We start from the raw sequence: 23,440 nt of genomic DNA, 5'->3' as shown, positions 1-23,440 counted from the left end.
ATGAGCGAAGACACCACTCCCCGCACCGTCGTGGTCCTTGCCGGCGGAATCTCGCACGAGCGCGATGTGTCGCTCCGCTCTGGTCGCCGGGTGGCAGATGCGCTCACCCAGCGCGGCCACACCGTGGTCGTGCGCGATCCGGATGCAACACTGCTCGAGTTCCTCGACGAGAGCCGGCCCGACGTGGTGTGGCCGGCGTTGCATGGCGCCTCCGGAGAGGACGGAGCCCTCAGGTCACTTCTCGACATGCTCGGCATCGCGTACGTCGGTTCGCAAGGCAAAGCGGCGCGGCTGGCATGGCAGAAGCCGACGTCGAAGGTGCTCGTGGAGCGTGCCGGGCTCTCCACCCCGCGCTGGGTCACCCTCCCCCGCGATACGTTCCGCGAGCTCGGTGCAACGCAGGTACTCGCACGCGTGCTGGAGTCCCTCGGCTCTGACCTCGTGGTGAAGCCGGCGATGGGTGGCTCGGCTCTGGGCGTCGGTGTCATCGAGTCCGGCGATGATCTCCCTCGCGCCGTGGTCGATGCTTATACGTATGGCGAAGTCGCTTTGATCGAGCAGCGCGTGCGTGGTGTCGAGGTGTCGGTTGGAATCATCGACCTGGGAGAGGGTGCGTTCGCGCTCCCCGTGGTGGAGATCGAGCCGCGGTCCGGCGTCTACAGCTATGAGGCGCGCTACAACGCCGGCGAGACCAGCTTCTACACACCCGCTCGACTCAGCGACGATGTCGCCGTGGCCGCCCAGAACGTTGCTCTGCAGATCTACAACACCCTGGGATTGCGCCACATCTCGCGTATCGACCTCATCATCGACGAGGCAGGCGTCCCGTGGTTCCTTGAAGCCAATGTGCTGCCGGGCCTCACCGAGACCTCGATGGTGCCGCAGGCGATCCTGGCGGCCGGTTTCTCGCTGGGCTCTGTCTACGAGAAGCTCAGTGAAGTGGCGATCGCCGAGTCTGCCTGAGGGCGTTCCTTCTCAGAACCTGGGATGTTTCACGTGAAACGTGGGCCTCGTGACGTCGGCTTGGCGCCGAAGCCGTCCTCTCCCAGCTCGCCGAGGATGCGATTGAGATCTTCAATGGTCGCGAAGTCGATCACGATCTGACCCTTCGCTCGGCCGAGGCTCACCCGAACGCGCGTGTTCAACCGATCACCCAGTCGTTCACCGATCTCATCGAGATGCCCACGCTTGTTGCCCGCAGTGGTCTTGGCCCGCGTCTGCTTCGGCGCCGACGACGCAAGAGCTTCCGCCGCGCGCACCGACAGGTCCTCGTTCACGATCTTGTCGGCGAGCTTCGTCATCGCCTCGACGTCCCCCACGGCGAGAACTGCACGTGCGTGGCCCGCGCTGAGCACTCCGGATGCGACCCGGTTCTGCACTGCGGGAGGAAGGCGCAGAAGGCGCAGCGTGTTCGTGATCTGAGGACGCGACCGTCCGATCCGCTCAGCGAGCTGCTCCTGGGTGATCCCGAAGTCTTCGAGCAACTGCTGGTACGCCGATGCCTCTTCAAGAGGGTTCAGCTGCGAGCGGTGCAGGTTCTCGAGCAGCGCATCCCGCAGCATGTCTTCATCGGCCGTGTCCTTCACGACGGCGGGGATGGTGTCGAGTCCCGCCTCCTTCGTGGCACGAAGACGTCGTTCACCCATGACGAGCTCGTACAGTTGCGGTTGGCCAGCTTCAGGCTTGGGAAGCTCGCGCACAACGATCGGCTGAAGTACGCCGATCTCCTTGATCGAATGCACCAACTCCGCCAGATCCGCAGGATCGAACACGCTACGAGGCTGCTTCGCGTTCGGCACGATTGTTTGGGGGTCCAGCTGGGCCAGCCGGGCACCGGGCACGGCGACAAGATCCGTGCTCTGCCGTGGGGCATCGAAGAACACGTCTACGGGGCGGGCACCCTCAACGCGGGGCTCTTCTGTCGGGATTAAGGCGCCGATGCCACGACCGAGTCCAGTTCGCTTCTTAGTTGCCACGCTGTGGTGCTCCTCGTTCTGCTATTTCTGCCGCCGCTTCCAGATAGGAGACGGAGCCGGGGGAACCCGGATCGAAACTGATGACCGTCTGCCCGTAGCTCGGCGCTTCGGAGATGCGAACCGACCGGGGAATGACCGCCGACAGCGTTTCGGCTGGAAAGTGCGAGCGTACGTCATCCGCCACCTGCGAAGCGAGTCGGGTGCGCCCGTCATACATCGTGAGCAGAATCGTCGAAACCGCGAGACTCGGGTTGAGATGCTTCTCGATCAGGCTGATGTTGCTGAGCAGCTGACTCAGCCCCTCGAGTGCGTAGTACTCGCACTGAATCGGGATGAGCACCTCGCGGGCTGCGACGAAAGCGTTGATCGTAAGAAGCCCCAGCGATGGGGGACAGTCGATGAAGACATAGTGGAACGGTCTTCCCGCCTCGGCCATGGCCGCGAGGAAGCGATCCAAGCTCCCGCGGAGTCGCTGCTCTCGCGCCACCATCGGAACCAGTTCGATCTCCGCACCCGCGAGATGAATCGTGGCCGGCAAGCAGAACAGGTTCGGTGACTCCGGGCTCTGCTGCACGATGTCATCCATCGGCTGGTCGTGGATCAATGCGTCATAGACACTAGGAGTCTCACCCCGATGGTCCACGCCCAGTGCTGTCGATGCGTTGCCTTGGGGGTCCAGGTCGACCACGAGTACGCGCGCACCTTCACGTGCGAGGGCCGCGGCGAGGTTGACGGTGGTGGTCGTCTTCCCCACGCCACCCTTCTGGTTCGCGACTGTCAGAACTCGAGGTGATGAAGGGAGTGGATAGGCGCGCAGGGCCAGCTGGCGCTTGCGTTGCGAGAGGTCTGCTAGTTCCCGGGCCAGCGGAGTAGACGCATCAAAAGCGGTTGCATCACTGGTCATTCTTCTCAAAATCCTGTCGGTATGTTTCACGTGAAACATGGGGGAGCGGGGAGCCCGAACGGACGTCTCCGATCGTATCGAACCTCACTGACAAACGCGGGGCCACTCGAGTAGGTGTGGACAACGATTGAACTGAGAAACCCCCCTTCGTCATGAAGTCGTGGCCCGGATCACCCGGGTTGGTTCCACATCGAGTCCGATGCCGAGCTCCTGCACGCGCACATCACGGAGGCGGAACTTGCGTATGGCCTTCTCAGCGGCGGCGATTTCGCGCTCGGCTCCCGCGCCCTTCATCAGCACCATCTCGCCCCCGGACGCAAGCAGGGGAGTGCACAGAGGGATCAACTTCGAGAACGCGCTCACGGCTCTCGCGGTGAGCTGATCGAACTTCACCGCTTCGCGGTAGTCCTCGGCTCGAGCGCGCACCACGGTGACGTTGTCGAGATCGAGGATGGTCACCTGCTCGGTGAGCCAGGCGACACGGCGCTCCATCGGCTCGATCAGCACGAAGTCGACGTCGGGACGAGCGATGGCCAAGACGATCCCGGGCAAACCTGCGCCACTTCCGACATCGCCGACCTGACCCGGACGTAGTAGGGGAGCGACAAGCGCACAGTTGATGATGTGCCTCGTCCAAATACGCGGAGGCTCAAGTGGACCGATGAGCCCGAGCTCTTCACCACGTCGGAGGAGATCCGCCGTGTAGGCCCGCGCAAGTGGAAGGCGATCGCCGAAGAGCTCCGCTGCAATGGAGGGTTCTGACTCGGGGGCGGATGTTTCACGTGAAACATCCGCCTTGGCCAGCTTTGAGACGTTCGATTCCTCGGAGGTCACTGTTTCACGTGAAACTATGCGCGCGAGATGACCGTGTGGCGATCGCGGCCTTCGCCCTCGGACTCCGACGAGAACCCGCGGGCGGCCACGATGTCATGCACCAGCTTGCGCTCGTACGACGACATCGGCTCGAGACCAGCGGATGCCGCGCCCGCCTCGATTTCAGCGATGGCGTGATCCACCAGTCGCTCGAGCTCGCGCTGTCGCTGCTCGCGGCTACCGCCGACATCCAGAATCAGTCGGGAGAATTCACCGGTCTTCGTCTGCACGGCTAGGCGGGTGAGCTCCTGCAAAGCAGCGACGGTGTCGGGGCGTGACAGAACTCGCAGGTTGCTGTCGCCAGACGCGTTGACGGAGATGTACGCCCGCCCATCCGTCACCTCGATGTCGATGTCACCATCGAGATCGCAGATATCGAGAAGCTCTTCGATGTAGTCGGCTGCCACATCACCCTCATCGTCGAGGCGGCTGGTCGAGGCGACATCCGCTGACTCTTCCGATTCCTCCCCGTTGATGGGGTCGATGATCACCGTCTCCGTCGACTCCGAAGTCTCGGCCACATCACTCATTTCTTGTCCCCTTGCTTCTTCGCCCGGTTCTTGTTCACGGGCTGCTGACGCTGTGTCGTCTTGGGCACCTCCGGGATCGACTCGATCTCCGGCGCCCCCTTCTTCGGCTCGAGCTTGCCCTTGCGTGCAAGTCGCTCCTCGCGAGCCTTCGCGGCCTCACTACCCGGAGTCGGCATGTTTCGGATCACGAGGTACTGCTGACCCATGGTCCAGAAGTTCGAGGTGAGCCAGTAGAACATGACACCGAGAGGGAAGGCCACACCGGAGAAGACGAACACGAGGGGGAGTACGTAGAGGAGCATGCGCTGCTGCTTGTACATCGGGCTCGCCTTGGCCTCAGGCGACTGGTTCTTCGACATGATCTGCAGCTGCGTGTAGAACTGCGACGCGGTCATCAGCACCACCATCGAGCCGGCGATCACCATGACCTGCCACGGCCCACCCGAGTTCCACGCCCCGATGAACGTGTCGTGCAGAGGAGCGACACCGAAGAGTGTCGCGTCACCGAACTGCTTGCCAAGCTCCGAGTTCAGCGGTCCGACACCCGCCAGGCCCTTCTGGGCGTTGTTGAGCACCGAGAAGAGGCTGAAGAAGATCGGCATCTGCAAGAGCAGAGGGAGACAGGATGCCAGCGGGTTGGTACCGGTCTTGCGATACAACTCCATGGTCTCCCGCGACATGGCCTCGCGCGAGAACTGATCCTTCTTGCCCTTGTACTTGTCCTGGATCTTCTTGAGTTGTGGCGCGACTTCGAGCATCTTGCGCTGACTCTTGATCTGCCGCACGAAGATGGGGATGAGGGCGGCACGCACCACGAGCACCAGGCCGACGATCGAGAGCACCCAGGTGAGGCCGGCGCCCGGGTCGAGGTGGACGACATTGGTCCACACCCAGTGCCAGGCAACCAGGATCAGCTCTACGACCCATTTGATGGGCCAGAGGATCGTATCGAGAAACGGGATTTCCATGGGTGGGGTTAGCCCTTTCCGTGGCTAGCTACTACAAAACCGAATGGCGTCAGCTGGTACTTCTGCCGGCGCACGGGCGGAACGTCGTCGACGCCTCCCTTGGCCCAGGGGTGGCACCGGGCGATGCGGTAGAGGCCCATCGCCGAACCGACGATCACGCCCCGCTGTTGAATCGCCTGCAAGGTGTAAGAGGAACACGAGGGGTAGTACCGGCAGACGTCGCCATAGAGAGGAGAGATCACCGCACGATAGGCCCTGAGCACCAGAACCGCGAGATTGCGGGGGAGCAGCACGATCGCAGTCACCACTGACGTCATGCGAGTACTGATCCTTTGGTGAGAGAACGCGATAGTTCTTCGAAGAGTACGCGGTAAGGCTGGGATGCAGCTTGGGGCAACGCGCGGATCACGACGTCGACGCCCGGGGCCACGTCAGGCAGCAACTCATACGACGCCGCCTTGAGGCGACGCCGAACCCGGTTGCGCACAACGGCGACCCCGACAGATTTCGCCACGATGAAGCCGAAACGCGCATCCGGCGTCGAACCGGATGCGCGAATGTAGGTGACGGTGTTCGGCCCGACGAATTTCACACCACGTCGCACCGTGCCGCGATAGTCACGGCCGTGTGTGATGCGATTGCCCTTGGCCAGCACCGCGAGGATTCAGCCTTGCTCAGGCCGAGAGCTCGGTGCGACCCTTGCGGCGACGCGCCGACAGGATCGAACGGCCCGCGCGAGTGCGCATGCGCAGACGGAAACCGTGCACCTTGGCGCGGCGGCGGTTGTTCGGCTGGAAAGTTCTCTTGCTCATAATGATCTCCGTGGCCCGATCGTGTTCGCGCGCGGATGCACGGAACCGAGATCGAGAAGTCGTGATTCTTGGTGGTAGCCACAACAGCTACAAGTCAACTGATTAAACCTACGGCCTGGAGCGCCCCGGGTCAAACTGGATCTGCCCAAAGAGTCAATTATCCACAGCATGTGGAGAACATCTGTGTATGACACGCGCTCCGTCAATACGCCGAACTTGCCCTGCGGCATGGCAGTCACTAGCTTAGGTGCCTACAGTTACTAACAGCCGGCGGGGGCCAGGAACCGGTTGGTGCCGAACGAGTGTTCGGCGAAACGGTTTCACGTTCGACAGGAGTTCCATTGGCTGACGGCGCCAGCTCGACAGAAGACAACTGGCGAACCGTTCTCGATGTCCTTTCTTCGGACTCTCGGATCACCCCCCAGCTCAAAGGCTTCCTCGGCCTGGTGGTGCCGAAAGGCGTGCTCGGCGGCTCCTTCTATCTGGAGGTTCCGAACGACTTCACTCGCGACATGCTGGAGCAGCGGGTTCGCCCCTCCCTCCTGGCGGCAATAGCCACCCTGGATGCCGGCCTCCAGGTCTCGAACTTCTCGGTGGTGGTCAATCCCGACATCGATGCCTACGATTCCTCCGCCGGCGATGGCGACCCGGCACCCGCCGTACCCGAGCCGAGCTACCCCGACACCGTGGCCGCATCCGTCGCTCCTCCCGTACAAGAGACCGTCGGCCCCCTCCGCAACAACGACACCCGGCTCAATCCGAAGTACAGCTTCGACAACTTCGTGATCGGCGGTTCCAATCGCTTCGCCCACGCAGCTGCGGTCGCGGTGGCCGAAGCGCCGGCGAAGGCCTACAACCCGCTCTTCATCTACGGCGACTCCGGGCTGGGCAAGACCCACCTCCTCCACGCCATCGGTCACTACGCCATCAGTCTCTATCCCGGCGTGCGCGTTCGATACGTCAGCTCCGAGGAGTTCACGAACGACTTCATCAACTCGATCGCCAACAACCGCGGCGCCGCCTTCCATTCGCGCTATCGCGACATCGACCTGCTGCTGATCGACGACATCCAGTTCCTGCAGGGCAAGGCCGAGACGCAGGAAGCCTTCTTCCACACGTTCAATACGCTGCACGACCACAACAAGCAGGTGGTCATCACGAGCGACCTGCCGCCGAAGCACCTCACGGGCTTCGAAGACCGTATGCGCACCCGTTTCGAATGGGGCCTGATCACGGATGTGCAGACCCCCGACCTCGAGACCCGCATCGCGATCCTCCGCAAAAAGGCCCAGAGCGAGCGCCTCCGCGTGCCCGACGACATCCTCGAGTTCATGGCCACGAAGGTGTCGAGCAATGTGCGCGAGCTCGAGGGAACCCTCATCCGAGTCACCGCGTTCGCGAGCCTGAACCGCACCCCGGTCGACATGGCCCTCGTGCAGACGGTTCTGAAAGACCTCATCACCCTCGACGACGACAACATCATCGCGCCCGTCGACATCATCAACCACACTGCCGACTACTTCAAGCTCTCGGTCGACGACCTGTACGGCTCGAGCCGCTCCCAGGCCATCGCGACCGCACGCCAGATAGCCATGTACCTGTGCCGGGAGATGACGAGCCTGTCGCTGCCGAAGATCGGCCAGCTGTTCGGCGGCCGCGATCACACCACGGTGATGTACGCCAACAACAAGATCGGCAAGCTGATGACCGAGAAGCGGTCGATCTACAACCAGGTCACCGAGATCTCGACCCGCATCAAGCACAACCAGCGCTACAAGAGCGCGTGAGTGCGCGACGCCTCCACCCTCAGAGCCCGCTCGAATCGCAGTATCCACAGATTGTGAAAAGTCTGTGGATAACTACCCCGACAGTGTTGATCGATCCGCTCCGGGTGTGGAACGGGTCATCCGCAGTTCACTCGCCGGATGTCGTCTGCACACCGATCACACACCGGTTCAACATCTCACACGGGTGTAGTTCTCAATTCCTGAGCGGTTTAAACAGAGTTATCCACATATCCACAGACGTTAAGACCATTAAGGATTAACTCTTAGATGAAAATGACATTCCACAACTTTGTCGTTCGGGCAGCTCGTCACACTGGTCCCGAGTCGGGGTGCATCCACCCGATAACATGGAGCGACCCCAGGTCTCTAATGCCGACAGAGGTGACTTCGTGAAGTTCCAAGTAAACCGAGACGTGTTCAGCGAAGCCGTGTCGTTCGCCGTCAAGCTGCTGCCTCAGCGCACCACACTGCCGATTCTGAGCGGCGTGCTGATCGAGGCGACGGATGAGGGCCTCACCCTGTCGTCGTTCGACTACGAGGTGTCGGCGCAGACGCAGATCGCCGCCGAGGTCGAGGAGACCGGGGTCATCCTCGTGTCGGGCCGGCTGCTCTCCGACATCGCAAACCGTCTGCCGAATGCTCCGGTGCGCTTCACGACCGAAGACTCGCGCATCATCGTGAGCTGCGGCTCTGCGAAGTTCACGCTCCTGAGCATGCCCGTCGAGGAGTACCCGACCCTGCCTCAGGTGGGGGCCGAATCGGGTCTGCTCCCTGCCGAGCAGTTCGCTGCCGCGGTCTCCCAGGTGGCCGTCGCCGCATCCCGCGACGATGTCACCCCCGTGATCACCGGCGTGCAGCTCGAGGTGAGCGACAACAGCATCTCGCTGGTGGCCACCGACCGCTACCGCGTGGCGGTGCGCAACATCGACTGGGATTCGAACGACTCGGGCACCGTCTCCGCCACCGCGCTGGTGCCGGCTCGCACGCTCCAGGAGGTGGGAAAGACCTTCGGCAACGCAGGCACCATCTCGGTGGCCATCACGAACACCGACGACCGCGAGCTCATCGCCTTCAAGAGCGACAAGAAGACCGTCACCACGCTGCTCATCAAGGGCAACTTCCCGCCGGTGAAGCGACTCTTCCCCGAAACCGTCGACAACTACGCGGTGATCAACACGGCCGACCTGATCGAGGCCACCAAGCGCGTGTCCCTGGTGCTCGAGCGCGAGGCCGCGCTGCGCTTCACCTTCACGATCGACGGTGTGACGCTCGAGGCCATCGGCTCCGAGCAGGCCCAGGCGTCGGAGACCATCGACGCCCTGCTCACCGGCGATGACACAGTGGTGTCGCTCAAGCCGCAGTTCCTGCTCGACGGCCTGTCCGCGGTGCACTCGGAATTCGTGCGCATCTCGTTCACGAAGACCGACAACCCGAACAAGCCGGGTCCGGTTCTCATCACGAGCCAGTCGTCGAAAGACCAGCCGGGGTCGGACGACTACAAGTACCTGCTTCAGCCGAACCTCCTGCTGCGCTGATCACGCGCCGCAGGCCGAACACTCACTCAAGGAGACGGTCATGAACATCGGACTCATCGGTCTGGGCAAAATGGGCAACAACATGCGTGCCCGCCTGAAGAAGTCGGGCATCGACGTGGTCGGTTACGACACGAACCCCGCGGTCAGCGATGTGCCCGACCTCACGGCTCTCGCCGCTGCGCTCCCGGCGCCTCGCATCGTGTGGGTCATGGTTCCGGCCGGCGCCATCACCGACTCGGTCATCCACGACCTCTCCGAGGTTCTGGATGAGGGCGATCTCATCATCGACGGCGGCAACTCGAAGTGGACCGAAGACTTCAAGCACTCCGAGTTCCTCGCCCCCAAGGGCATCCAGTTCATGGATGCGGGAGTCTCCGGCGGTGTCTGGGGCCTCGAGAACGGCTACGGCCTCATGGTCGGTGGTACCGCCGAGAACGTCGAGCGCGCCATGCCGATCTTCGATGCGCTGCGCCCTGAAGGGCCGCGCGCCGAAGGCTTCGTGCACGTGGGCGAGGTCGGCGCCGGCCACTACGCCAAGATGGTGCACAACGGCATCGAGTACGGCATCATGCAGGCCTACGCGGAGGGCTACGAACTCCTCGACGCCAAGAAGGACATCATCAAAGATGTCACCGGAACCTTCAAGGCCTGGCAGCGCGGCACGGTCGTACGCTCCTGGCTGCTCGAGCTCCTCGTGCGCGCCCTCGAGGCCGACCCCGAGTTCCACGACATCCAGGGTTACGTGGACGACTCGGGCGAGGGCCGCTGGACGCTCGAAGAGGCCATCGAGAACGCCGTGCCGATGCCCGCCATCAGCGCGTCGATCTTCGCCCGCTTCGTGTCGCGTCAAGACGATTCACCGTCGATGAAGGCCGTCGCCGCGCTGCGCAACCAGTTCGGTGGCCACGCGGTCAAAGAACTCGACTGACGCCTCGCCCGCCCTTGCTGGTACGACACCTGAGCCTCACCGACTTCCGCAACTACGAGACAGCGGATGTCGCTCTGGAGCCCGGTGCCAATCTCTTCGTGGGGAGCAATGGGCAGGGCAAGACGAATCTCGTCGAGTCGCTCGGTTACCTGAGTACCCTCGGGTCGCACCGGGTGTCGAGCGATCAGGCTCTCATCCGGGCGTCGAAGGATTCCGCCGTCATCCGGGCGCGGCTGGAGAACGAGGGTCGCGATCTGCTCGTCGAGGTGCAGATCAACCGCTCGGGGGCGAACCGGGCACAGGTGAACCGCTCGGCGATCAAACCGCGCGAACTACCGCGCTACATCTCCACGGTGCTGTTCGCGCCCGAAGACCTGGCACTCATCCGCGGTGAACCGTCGACACGACGCCGGTTCGTGGATGCTCTGCTCGGAGCGAAGTCGCCGAGACTCCTCGGAGTGTTCGGTGACTACGAGCGGGTTCTGAAGCAGCGAAACGCTCTGCTCAAGTCGGCCCGCGCATCCGGGTTGAAGGATGCCAAGCTCTCCACCCTCGAGCTGTGGAACGAGCGTCTCGTCGAGCTCGGATCGGAGATCATGGCCGAGCGTCTCGCCATCGTCGATGCCCTCGCCCCGTTTGTGCGCTCCGCCTACCAGGCGGTTGCGGGCTCGGACCAGGAGCCGACCCTCGATGTGGTGCTGAGCATCCTGGCCGACCACCCCGAGCGTGACGACGACGATCCGGGCGCCCAGACGCAGGCCACCCTCGACCGGGCGGGAATCGCGTCGGCCTTCCGTGCGGCATTGGACAAGGTGGCCCGGGCGGAGCGCGATCGCGGAATCACCCTGGTGGGGCCGCACCGCGACGACGTGCTCTTCCGACTCAACGAGCTGCCGGCGAAGGGCTACGCGAGCCACGGTGAATCGTGGTCGTTCGCCCTCGCGCTGAAACTCGCCTGTGCCGAGCTGCTGCGCTCCGACTCGGTGTCGGGCGATCCGATCGTGATCCTCGACGACGTGTTCGCCGAACTCGACCAGCGCCGCCGGGGCCGGCTGGCGGATGCGGTGAAGGGCTACCAGCAGGTGCTCATCACGGCAGCGGTGTACGACGACGTGCCGCCCGAGCTCACCTCGCACACGGTGCGGATCTCGTCAGGAACGATCGTCGAGACCCCGGATGCCGGCAGCGACTCACCACCCGATGCGGGCGCCGCCTGATGTCCGAGGCGCAGAACGTCTACCTCCGCCTGAAGACGGCCTTCGGTGATCCGGCCGCCCGCGGCGCGCGCTGGCGCGCGAAGAAGAGCCGCGCCCGCGACGACGACGAGAACGTGCCCTACGGCAAGGGCCGCGATCCGCACGGTCTCGGCGACGTGATGTCGTCGCTCTCCACCGAGCTCGGCTGGACCTCGTCCCTGGCGAAGTCCGACCTGCTCCTCGCCTGGACCGAGATCGCCGGACCCGAGACCGCCGAGCACAGCCGGCCCATCGGTATCACCGACTCCGTGCTCACCGTCCAGTGCGACTCCACGGCGTGGGCGACACAGCTGCGGCACATGCGTGTTCTGATCATGACCACCATCGCGCAGCGATTCCCGGATGCGGGCATCGAGTCGATCCGGTTCGAAGCGCCCCACGCCCCATCCTGGAAACGGGGCTCCAGATCGATTCCAGGGCGGGGCCCTCGCGATACCTACGGCTGAGTAGGCAAATGTGGTCACCGCCGCAAAATAAACCCGCCAGAACGGCATATGACCGTCGAATAGCGTGCTTCGTTTGATAGAATTAAGGGTCGTCTTGCCCGGCCGTTGGGCGCGACACTGAGGAGCACATTTCCATATGTCTGAATCGGACAAGGTCCACCCTGACAACGAGTACGGCGCGGACCAGATCCAGGTTCTTGAAGGCCTCGAGGCGGTGCGCAAACGCCCGGGCATGTACATCGGTTCCACCGGCCCCCGTGGTCTGCACCACCTTGTGTACGAGATCGTCGACAACTCGGTCGACGAGGCTCTCGCCGGCTACGCCACCCATATCGAGGTGGTGATGCGCAAAGACGGCGGTATCACGGTCACCGACGACGGCCGAGGCATCCCGGTCGACATGCACCCGACCGAGAAGAAGTCGACCGTCGAGGTCGTGCTCACCGTGCTGCACGCGGGTGGCAAGTTCGGCGGTGGCGGCTACGCGGTGTCGGGCGGTCTGCACGGCGTGGGCTCATCCGTGGTGAACGCTCTCTCGAGCGACCTCGATGTCGAGGTGCGCCGGCAGGGCAACGTGTACCGCCAGAGCTACAAGATCGGCGTGCCCCAGGCCCCCTTGGAAAAGGGTGAGGCCACAGACGAGACCGGCACCAAGACCACCTTCTGGCCGAACCCCGACATCTTCGAGACCACGGTGTTCGACTACGAGACGCTCCGTGCACGGTTCCAGCAGATGGCCTTCCTCAACAAGGGCCTCGCCATCACCCTCACCGACGAGCGCGGCGGCGAAGACGGCACGGCCGATGACGTCGTGGTGAAGTACCTCTACGAGAACGGTCTGAAGGACTACGTCGAGTACCTCAACCGCTCGAAGAAGAACGAACTCGTGAACGAGGAGATCATCTCGTTCGAGCAGGAGGACACCGAGCGCAAGATCGCCCTCGAGGTGGCCATGCAGTGGACCACCGGGTACACCGAGAGCGTCCACACCTACGCGAACACCATCAACACCCACGAGGGCGGAACGCACGAAGAGGGCTTCCGCGCCGCGCTCACCACGCTGGTGAACAAGTACGCGCGCGAGAAGAACATCATCAAGGAGAAAGACGACAACCTCTCGGGCGACGACGTTCGCGAGGGTCTCACCGCGGTGATCTCGATCAAGCTCGCCGAACCGCAGTTCGAGGGCCAGACGAAGACGAAACTCGGCAACACCGAGGCGAAGGCCTTCGTGCAGCGTGTGGTGGGCACCGAGCTCACCGACTGGTTCGACCGCAACCCCGTTCAGGCGCGGGACATCATCCGCAAGGCGATCCAGGCGTCGCAGGCCCGCCTTGCCGCCCGGAAGGCGCGCGAGCAGACCCGGCGCAAGGGCCTGCTCGAGGGCGGCGGCATGCCGGGCAAGCTCAAGGACTGCTCGAGCCGCGACCCCGCCAAGAGCGAGATCTTCATCGTGGAGGGCGACTCGGCCGGCGGCTCCGCCATCCAGGGCCGCAACCCCGAGACCCAGGCCATCCTGCCGCTGCGCGGCAAGATCCTGAACGTGGAGAAGGCCCGCCTCGACCGTGCCCTCGGCAACAACGAGGTTCAGGCCATGATCACCGCGTTCGGCGCGGGTATCGGTGAGGACTTCAACCCCGAGAAGGCGCGCTACCACAAGATCGTGCTGATGGCCGATGCCGACGTCGACGGCCAGCACATCACCACACTGCTGCTCACCCTCGTGTTCCGCTACATGCGGCCGCTCATCGAGCTCGGCTACGTGTACCTCGCGATGCCGCCGCTCTACCGCCTGAAGTGGTCGAATTCCCCGCACGAGTACGTGTACTCGGATGCGGAGCGCGATGCGCTGCTCGTCGACGGCCAGGCCGCCGGCAAGCGCATCCCCAAGGAGAACGGCATCCAGCGCTACAAGGGTCTCGGTGAGATGGACTACCGCGAACTCTGGGACACCACGATGGATCCCGACACGCGAACCCTTCGCCAGATCACGCTCGACGACGCCGCGGCGGCCGACGAGATCTTCAGCACGCTGATGGGCGAAGACGTGGAGTCGAGGCGCAACTTCATCCAGAAGAACGCCAAAGACGTGCGCTTCCTCGACATCTGAGCCCGCACCAGTACAGCCCGATCACCGACAGAGACTGATACCTGAACCATGACGGATGAATTGACTCCTCCTGCCGGCGACCGCATCGAGCAGGTCGACCTGCAGCTCGAGATGCAGCGCTCGTACCTCGACTACGCCATGAGCGTGATCGTAGGGCGGGCGCTCCCGGATGTGCGCGACGGCTTGAAGCCCGTGCATCGCCGTGTGATCTACGCGATGTACGACGGCGGCTACCGGCCCGACCGGGCGTTCTCCAAGTCGGCGCGCGTCGTCGGCGAGGTGATGGGCCAGTTCCACCCGCACGGTGACACCTCGATCTACGACACCCTCGTTCGCCTCATCCAGCCCTGGAGCCTGCGCTACCCGCTGGCCCTCGGCCAGGGCAACTTCGGGTCACCCGGCAACGACGGCGCCGCCGCCCCGCGGTACACCGAGACGAAGATGGCCCCGCTCGCCCTCGAGATGGTGCGTGACATCACCGAGGAGACCGTCGACTTCCAGGACAACTACGACGGCCGTACGCTCGAGCCCGTCGTGCTGCCCGCCCGCTTCCCGAACCTCCTGGTGAACGGATCGGTCGGTATCGCGGTGGGCATGGCCACCAACATCCCGCCGCACAACCTCCGCGAGGTCGCCGCCGGCGCCATCTGGTACCTCGAGAACCCCGAGGCGTCGCGCGAGGAGCTGCTCGACGCGCTGCTCGAGCGCATCAAGGGACCCGACTTCCCGACGGGCGCGCAGATCCTGGGCATCAAGGGCATCCAGGATGCATACCGCACCGGGCGCGGCTCCATCACCATGCGCGCCGTCGTGAGCGTCGAGGAGCTGCAGGGTCGAACCTGCCTCGTTGTCACGGAACTGCCCTACCAGGTGAACCCTGACAACCTGGCGATCAAGATCGCCGACCTGGTGAAAGACGGCAAGCTCGCGGGCATCGCCGACATCCGGGATGAGACATCCGGCCGCACCGGCCAGCGCCTCGTGATCGTGCTGAAGCGCGACGCCGTGGCGAAGGTGGTGCTCAACAACCTCTACAAGCACACGCCCCTGCAGGACAACTTCGGTGCCAACATGCTGGCGATCGTCGACGGCATCCCGCGCACCCTGCCGCTCGACGGTTTCATCACCGAGTGGGTCGCGCACCAGATCGACGTCATCGTGCGGCGCACACGGTTCCGCCTGCGCGAGGCCGAAGCGCGCATGCACATCCTGCTCGGCTATCTCAAGGCGCTCGACGCCCTCGACGAGGTGATCGCCCTCATCCGCCGATCGCCCACCGTGGAGGAAGCCCGCGACGGCCTGATCGACCTTCTCGACATCGATGAGCTGCAGGCTCGCGCGATCCTCGAGCTGCAGCTGCGCCGTCTGGCCGCTCTCGAGCGCCAGAAGATCCAGGACGAGGCCACGGAGCTCCAGGCGAAGATCGACGAGTACAACGTCATCCTCGGCTCGCCCGAGCGTCAGCGCACCATCATCATGGAGGAGCTCACCGAGATCGTCGACAAGTTCGGCGACGACCGGCGCACCGAGATCATGTTCGGCTTCGACGGCGACATGAACATCGAAGACCTCATCCCCGAGGAGGAGATGGTGGTCACGGTCACCCGCGGTGGCTACGTCAAGCGCACGCGCAGCGACAACTACCGCAGCCAGCACCGCGGCGGCAAGGGCGTCAAGGGCGCTCAGTTGCGGGCCGACGACGTGGTGGAGCACTTCTTCGTCACCACCACCCACCACTGGCTCCTGTTCTTCACGAACACGGGCCGGGTGTACCGTGCCAAGGCCTACGAGCTGCAGGAGGCGGGGCGGGATGCGAAGGGTCAGCACGTGGCCAACCTGCTCGCGCTGGCACCCGAGGAGCAGATCACCCAGATCCTCGACATCCGCGACTACCAGGCCGCGCAGTACCTCGTGCTCGCCACGCGTGACGGGTTGCTGAAGAAGACCGCGCTCACGGAGTACGACACGAACCGCTCGGGCGGCATCATCGCCATCAACCTGCGCGAGGGCGACGAACTGGTGTCGGCGCTTCTCGTGAACGAGGACAGCGACCTGCTGCTGGTGTCGAAGAAGGGTATGTCGATCCGCTTCACGGCGAGTGACGAGGCCCTGCGGCCGATGGGTCGCGCGACATCCGGAGTCATCGGCATGAAGTTCCGCGGCGAGGATTCGCTGCAGGGTGCCAACGTCGTCTCCGACGAGGGCTACGTGTTCATCGTCACCGAGGGCGGCTACGCGAAGCGCACCTCGGTCGACGAGTACCGGGTGCAGGGCCGCGGCGGTCTGGGCATCAAGGTGGCCAAATTGCAGGATGCCCGTGGCGATCTCATCGGGTCGCTCATCGTGGGCGAGGACGACGAGGTCCTTGTGGTTCTTGCCAGTGGCAAGGTGGTACGCTCTGCCGTGGCCGAAGTACCGGCCAAGGGACGCGACACGATGGGCGTTGTCTTCGCCCGTTTCGCGGATGATGACAGGATCATCGAAGTCGCCAAGAACACGGAACGCAACCTGGTCGCGGAGCTCGAAGAGGGCTCCGAAGCCGCGGAAGGTGCGGCCGAGGACAGCGCAGGCGCGAACAGTGCCCCTGGAGAGGACGTAACGACGGATGAGTAATCTTGGCGACAAATTCGCGAAGAAGACGGCAAGAGTCGCCAGCACCAAGCAGGTTCGACTGAAGCTGGTCTACATCGACTTCTGGTCGGTGCTGAAGATCTCCTTCCTCCTCGCGATCATCCTCGGGATCATCACCGTGGTCGCCGCGTTCCTCGTGTGGTCGGTGCTCAACCAGACCGGTGTGTTCGACTCCGTCAACACTCTGCTGCAGGACATCGCCGGACAGGGTAACTTCAACCTGTTCGACTTCGCGTCGCTGCCGCAGGTGATGGGCTTCGCGGTGGTCGTCGGCGTGCTCAACGTCATCGTCATCACCGCTCTCGGTGCGATCGGAGCGGCGCTCTACAACCTCGCCGTGCGCATCACGGGCGGCATCATGCTCGGCTTCACCAACAAGTGACGGCCGATTTCGGGAACAGGCCAGACGTAAGGTAGTCTCTACTCTGGTCAAAAAACGGGGCTATAGCTCAGGCGGTTAGAGCGCTTCGCTGATAACGAAGAGGTCCAAGGTTCAAGTCCTTGTAGCCCCACGAGAGATCCACAAGAAATCTCCCAGAGACGAGAGTCTTATGGGGGGCCTTAGCTCAGTTGGTAGAGCGCCTGCTTTGCAAGCAGGATGTCGGGAGTTCGATTCTCCCAGGCTCCACTCCACTGAAATACGAAAGAAGCCCCACGCATCTGCGCGGGGCTTCTTTCGTTGTGGGAGGGCTGTCAGCTCTCCGGGTTGGTCTCGGGCTCCGGGTCTTCGTCGGCGATCCACAGCTCGTCGTCGGCACGGAAGGTCTGCCAGAGCGCGTAGCCCAGGCCGACTGCCGTCACGACTCCGAGGCTGATCGCGAAGACGAGACCGACCTTCGAACCGGCCGACTTCGGGGCGGACTTCTCGAGGGCCTTCGCCGCCTTGCCGGCCTTCTTGCCGGCCTGCTTCACGAACTCGGGGTTGCGCGATGCTTGGAGCACCGCCGCCGCCGAGCCGATGGTTCCGGCGAGGGCCGGGAGCACATCGTTGGTGAACTGCTTCTTGGCGGTCTCGCCGGCCACTTTCACATCGGCGACCTTGCGGCTCACGACGGCGGTACCGGTGCCCACCGCGCTCTTCACGCGCGGCTTGATCTCCTCATCGGTGAGGAAGCTCGCCTGCTTTCCGGCCTCACGAAGAATCGCGTTGGCGCGTTCGATCACATCCTGCTGGTCGACCCACAGGTCTTCCGCAGTCCCTTTCAGGCGCTTGAGCGCCTTACGACGCTTGCGGGAAAGACTCATAAGAAACCTCCATCGGCGAGAGCACGGTCATCCTCATCTTGGCACGCTCTGCTCTGGTTCAGTAGTTCGTGGCGCTGATCATCCACTCCGCATACCCTGGGGCCTCGCTGGATGCCGGAGGGTCGTGTGACAGAATTAGGATCATGCCCGCACATACCCACGTCGCCACCCTCACCACCAACCACGGCCCGATCGTCGTGAACCTCTACGGTCACCACGCCCCGAAGACCGTCAAGAACTTCATCGGCCTCGCCTCGGGCGAGATCGAGTGGACCGACCCGAAGACCGGCAAGCCCACGAACGCACCGCTCTACGACGGCATCGTGTTCCACCGCATCATCCCCGGCTTCATGATCCAGGGTGGCGACCCGCTCGGCAACGGCACGGGCGGCCCCGGCTTCAAGTTCGACGACGAGATCAACCCCGAGCTCAACTTCACCGAGCCCTACATCCTGGCCATGGCGAACGCCGGCATCCAGGGCGGCAAGGGCACCAACGGCTCGCAGTTCTTCATCACCGTTGGCCCCACCACCTGGCTGCAGGGCAAGCACACCATCTTCGGCGAGGTGGCGGATGACGCCTCCCGCCGCATCGTCGACAAGCTCGCCGGCGTGGCCACCGACGCCTACGACCGCCCGCTCGACGAGGTCGTTCTCGAGAGCGTCACCGTCGAGGCCGTCTGAGCCCCGACGCTCCCACCGCGCGCTGCCGCTGACCTGCACCGATGACCACCGCACCGGATTCGCCGGACAACTACTGTTACCGGCATCCCGGGCGGCAGAGCTTCGTGCTGTGCCAGCGGTGTGGGCGCACGATCTGCCCCGACTGCCAGGTGCAGGCCGCGGTGGGCGTGCACTGCGTGGAGTGCGCACGGCGTGACCGCGCCTCGGCGCCGCGGGTGAACCGCGGGCGCCCGGCGTTCCTGCGCAACCTGACCGGTTCGGATGCGCCGGTGATGACGTACATCCTGATCGCCATCTGCGTGGTGGTGTACATCCTGCAGTCGATACCGGGACTCGGCGTCACGGCCGCGCTCCAGTTCGCCCCGGTGTACGTCATGCCGGGGTACGGGGCGCCGTTCGAACCGTGGCGGATGCTCACGGCTGTGTTCACGCACGGCGGGATCCTGCATCTGCTGCTGAACATGTACACGCTGTTCATCTTCGGCAGCGGTCTCGAACGACTGCTCGGACGCTGGCGCTATCTCGCGCTCTTCCTGATCTCGGGATTCGGCGGCTCGGTGGCGGTGGTGCTGCTGGCGAGTCCGCTCTCCGCCGTGGTCGGCGCATCCGGGGCCATCTTCGGGCTCATGGGCGCGTACTTCATCATCAATCGTCACCTGGGCGGCAGCAGCGTGCAGCTGCTGATCCTTGTGGCCATCAACCTGGCCTATGGATTCTTCGTACCCGGCATCTCCTGGCAGGCGCACGTGGGTGGAATCGTCGCCGGTGCCGTGGTGGCGTTGATCTACGTGCGCACACGAGCCATTCGGCAGCGGAACCTGCAGATCGCCCTGCTCGCCGTGGTGGTCGTGGTACTCGGGGCCTTGAGCGCCCTGCCCGCTCTCACCTGAGATTCCACAACGTTATCCACAGCTGTGGACTTATCCACAGGACTTTACACACTGTGGATAATTACATCGATGTAATTAGGCCCGTGAGTGGGGTGTGGATCAGCGCCAGCGAGTGGTCATGATGAAGCCGATGAAGGCGATTCCGAAGCCGATGAGGATGTTCCAGCTGCCGAGGTCGGGGATGGGAAACAGCCCCTGGCTCACGTAGAACACAATGATCCAGAGCAGACCCACGATCATGAAGCCGAACATCACCGGCTTGAACCACACCGGGTTGGGGGTGTTCGCGGAAGCGTCGTCGTTCGAGGAACGCTGGACATCGCGGGTACGGCGGGCGACGTCATTCGTGGATGCTTTGTCTCGGGCCATGCCGATGATTCTAACGGGGTTTTCCTCACGGTTCTCCACCGGTTCTCCACAGGCTGCTGCGTTCGGGGCAGGTCTCCAGCTTGCGCAACTTAGGATTGGGTCCATGAGCGAGCAAGGGGACTCGGCGCCCGCCGACATCGAGCCGGCGCGAATGCGGCCGCGCCAGAAGAAGCGGGGCATGGTCTCGCGCGTGGTCGGGGTGTTCGGCGAGCTGCTCATCACCGCGGGTGTGCTCGTGCTCCTCTTTCTCGGCTGGCAGTTCTCGCTCAACGGCATCATGCTCAGCAACCAGCAAGCATCGGATGCCGACTCGCTCGCTCAGAACTGGGCCACGCAGACGGCGGCCCCCACTCCCACGGCGACGCAGCCCAGTGCGGAGCCTGTGGCGCCGAGCACGTTCCAGTACGGTGAACCGCCGACGCTCGCCACACCGGGCAATGCCCAGGAGTTCGCGATCCTGTACGTTCCGCGGTTCGGGTCCGACTTCAAGAAGACCATCGCCGAGGGTGTCGATCCCCGCTCGGTGCTCAACAACGGTGGTGCGGGCCATTACTCCACCACGCAGATGCCCGGCCAGGTAGGCAACTTCGCCATCGCCGCGCACCGCGACGGCTGGGGCAGCCCCTTCCTCAAGATCAACGAGCTCCAGGTGGGCGACCAGATCTACGTCGAGACGCAAGATGGCTGGTACACCTACACCTACCGGAGCAGCGAGTATGTCACGCCGTACGGTGTCGGCGTGATCGACCCGGTTCCGCAGAATCCTGGCGCCAGCCCGGTCGACCGGCTGATCACGCTCACCAGCTGCAATCCGCTCTACATCGCGTCGGAGCGCGTCATCGCCTATGGCGTGCTCACCGACTGGACACCGCGATCCGCCGGCCCGCCGGCCGCGATCGCCGGACTCACGGGGGCCTAGACCATGTACGCAGCTCTCTGGCACATCCTCCCCGGCCCGGTGTGGGTGCGCATCCTCATCCTGCTGGTTCTGCTCGCCGCGGTGCTCTACGCGCTGGCCTTCTGGGTGTTCCCGTGGATCGACGATTTGACCGCTCCGGTGCGGGATGTCACGGTTGACCAATGACACGCGTTCTGGTCGTCGATAACTACGACTCCTTCGTCTACACACTGAACGGCTACCTGCAGCAGCTGGGCGCCGAGACGGATGTGGTGCGCAACGACTCGTTCGAGGCATCCGACGCGGCCGCGGTGATCGCCGACTACGACGCGGTGCTGCTCTCCCCCGGCCCGGGCAAGCCCGCCGATGCCGGTGTCTCCATTCCCGTGGTGTTCGCCGCGCTCGAAACCTCCACACCCCTGCTCGGTGTGTGCCTCGGCCATCAGGCCATCGCCGAGGCGCTGGGTGCCACGGTCACGAACGCTGAAGAGCTGATGCACGGCAAGACGTCGATCATCCGGCACGACGACAGCCCCTTCTACGATGGTGTTCCTGATGGCTTCACGGCTACCCGCTACCACTCGCTCGCGGTGGTCGACGGCACGGTGCCCGATTCGCTCGTGGTCACCTCGCGCACCGACGGCGGCGTGATCATGGGGCTGCGGCACGTCACAGCGCCCGTTTACGGCGTGCAGTTCCACCCCGAGTCCGTCCTCACCGAGGGTGGCTACCGGATGCTCGGCAACTGGCTCGCCACCGCGGGTCTGGAAGATGCACCGGAGAAGGCGGCAACGCTCAACCCTTTGCTGCGGGCGGTCTGACCGACCCGCCCGAAGCCCTGTGCTCGAGACCGCGCGTGGATCAAGGGCCGGTGCAGTACCGGATCGTGATGGCCGATTGCTGCGGGGCGTCACCGGCAGCGATCGACTGGCTCGACACCGGGTTCGAGACCACGGTCTTGCAGCCAGGATCCTGCTCGACGGTGACCTGGAGGAGGGCGCCGGTGAGAGTCGACGTGGCGACGTCGATGGGCTGACCCGCGACATCCGGAACCGTCACCATCCCGCTCGACACCACCAGGTTGATGGTGTCGCCGGCGTACCCCTGTGAACCCGAAGCCGGGTCGGAACGGATGACCACGTCGGCCGCGATGTCGGGAGAGTTCTCTTTGATGGTCTGGCCCACCACGAACTTGGCCGCCGTGATGGCGGCGGATGCGGCGGCGGTGGTCTGACCGGTGAGGTTCGGCACGGCGACCGCCTGGCGCCCCTTCGAGACGTTGACGTTGATGACGGTGCCCGGGCTCACGATGGTGCCCGAGGGAGGCGCGGTGTCGACCACCTGACCTTCTGGCACGGTGTCGCTGTAGACGTCGAAGCGCGCGGTGACGAGGTCGAGCTGCCTCAGCGTGGCATCGGCCGCATCGAAGGTCTGGCCGGTGACCGTGGGGATCTCGCGCGAACTCGAGGGCAGCTGGTCGCTCGGCTGCAGGGTGAGCACCCAGAACACGATGGCCACGAGGATGACGGCGACCGAGGCGATGCCCGCCCAGATCCACACCACCGGTGGCCGGGATTGGGTGCGCACGGCGTACTCGTCGTCGCCGGCGAGCTGCGTGAGCGGAGAGTCGACGCCCTGGCCGAGGCTCGGGGGGGCGCCGAACAGCGACGACTGGAAGTCATCGGCAGGGACGCGCTTCGAGGGGATCTTGCCCGAACCCGCGATCTCGAGGTCGGTGCGGAACTCCACGGCGCTCTGGAACCGGGCGAACCGGTCTTTGGCGAGAGCGTGCAGCACGACCTGGTCGATGGCGGGCGACACCAGCATGTTGATGCTCGACGGGGCGACGGGCATCTCGCTGACGTGCTGGTAGGCCACAGCCACCGGGGTCTCGCCCTTGAACGGCGGTTCACCGGTGAGCATCTCGAACAGCACGACGCCGGTGGAGTACAGGTCGGTGCGGGCGTCGACGGACTCGCCGCGAGCCTGTTCGGGCGAGAAGTACTGCGCGGTGCCGAGGATGGCAGTGGTCTGTGCCACCGTGGCGGACGAGTCGGAGATCGCGCGAGCGATCCCGAAGTCCATGACCTTCACCTGACCGCCGTGCGTGATCATCACGTTGCCGGGTTTGATGTCGCGGTGGACCACGCCGGCCCGGTGCGAGTACTCCAGTGCGGTGAGGATGCCCTCGGTGATGCGGATGGCCTCGGCCGAGTCGAGCGCACCCTCCTTGATGACGTCTTTGAGCAGCCTGCCCTCGACGAACTCCATGACGATGAACGGCACGATGCCCTCGAAGCCGCCGGCCTCCGCCACCCGTTCCTCGCCGGCATCGAAGACCCGAACGATGGTGGGATGCGCCATCCGCGACGCGGCCTGGGCCTCCTGCCGGAATCGCGTGCGGAAGACCGGGTCGCCCGCGAGCGACGACTTGAGCAGCTTGATCGCCACCTGGCGGCCGAGGCGTTCGTCGCGACCGGAGTACACGTTGGACATGCCGCCGCGCCCGATCAATTCGCCCAGGCGGTATCGCCCGGCGAGAAGTCGGTTGTCGTCGGTCACGTCTGGTGCTCCTGGATCGTCGGTGTGAGCATCGGGT

25 protein-coding genes and 2 tRNA genes are annotated in these 23,440 nt (G+C 64.3%); 16 read left to right on the top strand and 11 right to left on the bottom strand.

The genetic code is table 11. The features are described from left to right. Positions 1-963 carry a D-alanine--D-alanine ligase gene (locus tag EPO52_RS09445; RefSeq protein WP_290805171.1) on the top strand — a complete coding sequence of 321 codons (963 nt, stop codon included), beginning with the start codon at positions 1-3 and terminating at the stop codon, positions 961-963. A 29-nt stretch (positions 964-992) separates the two neighbouring features. On the opposite strand, the gene EPO52_RS09440 is transcribed toward EPO52_RS09445, so the two are convergent. The 8 genes from EPO52_RS09440 to rpmH form a co-directional block, all read right to left on the bottom strand. Then, positions 993-1,976: a ParB/RepB/Spo0J family partition protein gene (locus tag EPO52_RS09440; RefSeq protein ID WP_290805168.1), complete on the bottom strand. Its 984-nt coding sequence runs from the start codon at positions 1,974-1,976 to the stop codon at positions 993-995. Next, positions 1,966-2,880, bottom strand: a complete 915-nt coding sequence (locus EPO52_RS09435) for a ParA family protein (RefSeq protein ID WP_290805165.1) — start codon at positions 2,878-2,880, stop codon at positions 1,966-1,968. Before EPO52_RS09435 ends, EPO52_RS09440 begins: the two co-directional genes overlap by 11 nt. Before the next feature lie 150 nt (positions 2,881-3,030). Continuing rightward, positions 3,031-3,684 carry a 16S rRNA (guanine(527)-N(7))-methyltransferase RsmG gene (gene rsmG / locus EPO52_RS09430; RefSeq protein ID WP_290806182.1) on the bottom strand — a complete coding sequence of 218 codons (654 nt, stop codon included), beginning with the start codon at positions 3,682-3,684 and terminating at the stop codon, positions 3,031-3,033. A 44-nt stretch (positions 3,685-3,728) separates the two neighbouring features. Next, on the bottom strand, positions 3,729-4,283 hold the full coding sequence (locus tag EPO52_RS09425) for a R3H domain-containing nucleic acid-binding protein (RefSeq protein WP_290805163.1): 555 nt from the start codon (positions 4,281-4,283) through the stop codon (positions 3,729-3,731). Beyond that, positions 4,280-5,245: a membrane protein insertase YidC gene (gene yidC / locus EPO52_RS09420; protein WP_290806180.1), complete on the bottom strand. Its 966-nt coding sequence runs from the start codon at positions 5,243-5,245 to the stop codon at positions 4,280-4,282. Before yidC ends, EPO52_RS09425 begins: the two co-directional genes overlap by 4 nt. 14 nt (positions 5,246-5,259) lie before the next feature. Next, positions 5,260-5,568 (bottom strand): membrane protein insertion efficiency factor YidD, encoded by a 309-nt coding sequence (yidD, locus tag EPO52_RS09415; RefSeq protein ID WP_290805161.1) that lies wholly within the window; start codon positions 5,566-5,568, stop codon positions 5,260-5,262. Then, positions 5,565-5,906: a ribonuclease P protein component gene (gene rnpA / locus EPO52_RS09410; protein WP_290805158.1), complete on the bottom strand. Its 342-nt coding sequence runs from the start codon at positions 5,904-5,906 to the stop codon at positions 5,565-5,567. Before rnpA ends, yidD begins: the two co-directional genes overlap by 4 nt. A 19-nt stretch (positions 5,907-5,925) precedes the next feature. Beyond that, positions 5,926-6,063 (bottom strand): 50S ribosomal protein L34, encoded by a 138-nt coding sequence (gene rpmH, locus EPO52_RS09405; RefSeq protein WP_055810406.1) that lies wholly within the window; start codon positions 6,061-6,063, stop codon positions 5,926-5,928. Between the two features lie 341 nt (positions 6,064-6,404). On the opposite strand from rpmH, the gene dnaA reads away from it, so the two are divergent. The 10 genes from dnaA (at position 6,405) to EPO52_RS09355 (ending at position 17,384) form a co-directional block, all read left to right on the top strand. Beyond that, entirely contained in the window at positions 6,405-7,850 is a 1,446-nt protein-coding gene (gene dnaA / locus EPO52_RS09400; RefSeq protein WP_290805145.1) for a chromosomal replication initiator protein DnaA, read from the top strand. Positions 7,851-8,239: 389 nt separating this feature from the next. Beyond that, positions 8,240-9,385, top strand: a complete 1,146-nt coding sequence (gene dnaN / locus EPO52_RS09395) for a DNA polymerase III subunit beta (protein ID WP_290805143.1) — start codon at positions 8,240-8,242, stop codon at positions 9,383-9,385. 40 nt (positions 9,386-9,425) lie between these two features. Next, on the top strand, positions 9,426-10,313 hold the full coding sequence (gene gnd / locus EPO52_RS09390) for a phosphogluconate dehydrogenase (NAD(+)-dependent, decarboxylating) (RefSeq protein ID WP_290805141.1): 888 nt from the start codon (positions 9,426-9,428) through the stop codon (positions 10,311-10,313). A 14-nt stretch (positions 10,314-10,327) separates the two neighbouring features. Beyond that, positions 10,328-11,530, top strand: coding sequence for a DNA replication/repair protein RecF (gene recF / locus EPO52_RS09385; protein ID WP_290805139.1), 1,203 nt, complete (start codon positions 10,328-10,330; stop codon positions 11,528-11,530). Then, positions 11,530-12,015, top strand: coding sequence for a DciA family protein (locus tag EPO52_RS09380; RefSeq protein WP_290805137.1), 486 nt, complete (start codon positions 11,530-11,532; stop codon positions 12,013-12,015). The genes recF and EPO52_RS09380 overlap by 1 nt, the downstream gene beginning before the upstream one ends. A 136-nt stretch (positions 12,016-12,151) precedes the next feature. Beyond that, positions 12,152-14,125: a DNA topoisomerase (ATP-hydrolyzing) subunit B gene (gene gyrB, locus EPO52_RS09375; RefSeq protein WP_290805134.1), complete on the top strand. Its 1,974-nt coding sequence runs from the start codon at positions 12,152-12,154 to the stop codon at positions 14,123-14,125. 48 nt (positions 14,126-14,173) lie between these two features. Continuing rightward, entirely contained in the window at positions 14,174-16,738 is a 2,565-nt protein-coding gene (gyrA, locus tag EPO52_RS09370) for a DNA gyrase subunit A (protein ID WP_290805131.1), read from the top strand. Continuing rightward, entirely contained in the window at positions 16,731-17,138 is a 408-nt protein-coding gene (locus EPO52_RS09365) for a DUF3566 domain-containing protein (protein WP_290805128.1), read from the top strand. Before gyrA ends, EPO52_RS09365 begins: the two co-directional genes overlap by 8 nt. Before the next feature lie 56 nt (positions 17,139-17,194). Continuing rightward, positions 17,195-17,268 (top strand) — tRNA-Ile (locus EPO52_RS09360). A gap of 43 nt (positions 17,269-17,311) precedes the next feature. Beyond that, positions 17,312-17,384, top strand: a tRNA-Ala gene (locus tag EPO52_RS09355). A 65-nt stretch (positions 17,385-17,449) separates the two neighbouring features. Here EPO52_RS09355 and EPO52_RS09350 read toward each other — a convergent pair. Next, positions 17,450-18,001 carry a hypothetical protein gene (locus EPO52_RS09350; protein WP_290805125.1) on the bottom strand — a complete coding sequence of 184 codons (552 nt, stop codon included), beginning with the start codon at positions 17,999-18,001 and terminating at the stop codon, positions 17,450-17,452. Between the two features lie 143 nt (positions 18,002-18,144). Here EPO52_RS09350 and EPO52_RS09345 point away from each other — a divergent pair, with 143 nt between their 5' ends. Then, the gene (locus EPO52_RS09345) at positions 18,145-18,684 is read left to right on the top strand and encodes a peptidylprolyl isomerase (RefSeq protein ID WP_290805123.1); all 540 of its coding nucleotides are present in this window, start codon (positions 18,145-18,147) and stop codon (positions 18,682-18,684) included. A gap of 41 nt (positions 18,685-18,725) precedes the next feature. Further along, entirely contained in the window at positions 18,726-19,574 is an 849-nt protein-coding gene (locus tag EPO52_RS09340) for a rhomboid family intramembrane serine protease (RefSeq protein WP_290805120.1), read from the top strand. A gap of 99 nt (positions 19,575-19,673) precedes the next feature. Here the strand turns inward: EPO52_RS09340 and EPO52_RS09335 are convergent, their stop codons facing one another. Further along, entirely contained in the window at positions 19,674-19,943 is a 270-nt protein-coding gene (locus tag EPO52_RS09335; protein WP_290805118.1) for a cell division protein CrgA, read from the bottom strand. A 103-nt stretch (positions 19,944-20,046) separates the two neighbouring features. Here EPO52_RS09335 and EPO52_RS09330 point away from each other — a divergent pair, with 103 nt between their 5' ends. Genes EPO52_RS09330 through EPO52_RS09320 form a run of 3 tightly spaced genes read left to right on the top strand, consistent with a single transcriptional unit; the run spans position 20,047 to position 21,662 of the window. Continuing rightward, positions 20,047-20,862, top strand: coding sequence for a class E sortase (locus EPO52_RS09330; RefSeq protein WP_290805117.1), 816 nt, complete (start codon positions 20,047-20,049; stop codon positions 20,860-20,862). Positions 20,863-20,865: 3 nt separating this feature from the next. Beyond that, positions 20,866-21,027 carry a hypothetical protein gene (locus EPO52_RS09325; protein WP_290805115.1) on the top strand — a complete coding sequence of 54 codons (162 nt, stop codon included), beginning with the start codon at positions 20,866-20,868 and terminating at the stop codon, positions 21,025-21,027. Beyond that, positions 21,024-21,662, top strand: a complete 639-nt coding sequence (locus EPO52_RS09320) for a gamma-glutamyl-gamma-aminobutyrate hydrolase family protein (RefSeq protein ID WP_290805112.1) — start codon at positions 21,024-21,026, stop codon at positions 21,660-21,662. Before EPO52_RS09325 ends, EPO52_RS09320 begins: the two co-directional genes overlap by 4 nt. 40 nt (positions 21,663-21,702) lie before the next feature. Here the strand turns inward: EPO52_RS09320 and pknB are convergent, their stop codons facing one another. Continuing rightward, positions 21,703-23,403 carry a Stk1 family PASTA domain-containing Ser/Thr kinase gene (gene pknB / locus EPO52_RS09315; RefSeq protein ID WP_290805109.1) on the bottom strand — a complete coding sequence of 567 codons (1,701 nt, stop codon included), beginning with the start codon at positions 23,401-23,403 and terminating at the stop codon, positions 21,703-21,705. Positions 23,404-23,440: the final 37 nt, after the last annotated feature.

It is taken from the genome of Herbiconiux sp. (genome assembly GCF_004297105.1).
Lineage (GTDB): Bacteria > Actinomycetota > Actinomycetes > Actinomycetales > Microbacteriaceae > Herbiconiux.
This window is presented reverse-complemented; position numbering and strand designations above follow the sequence as displayed.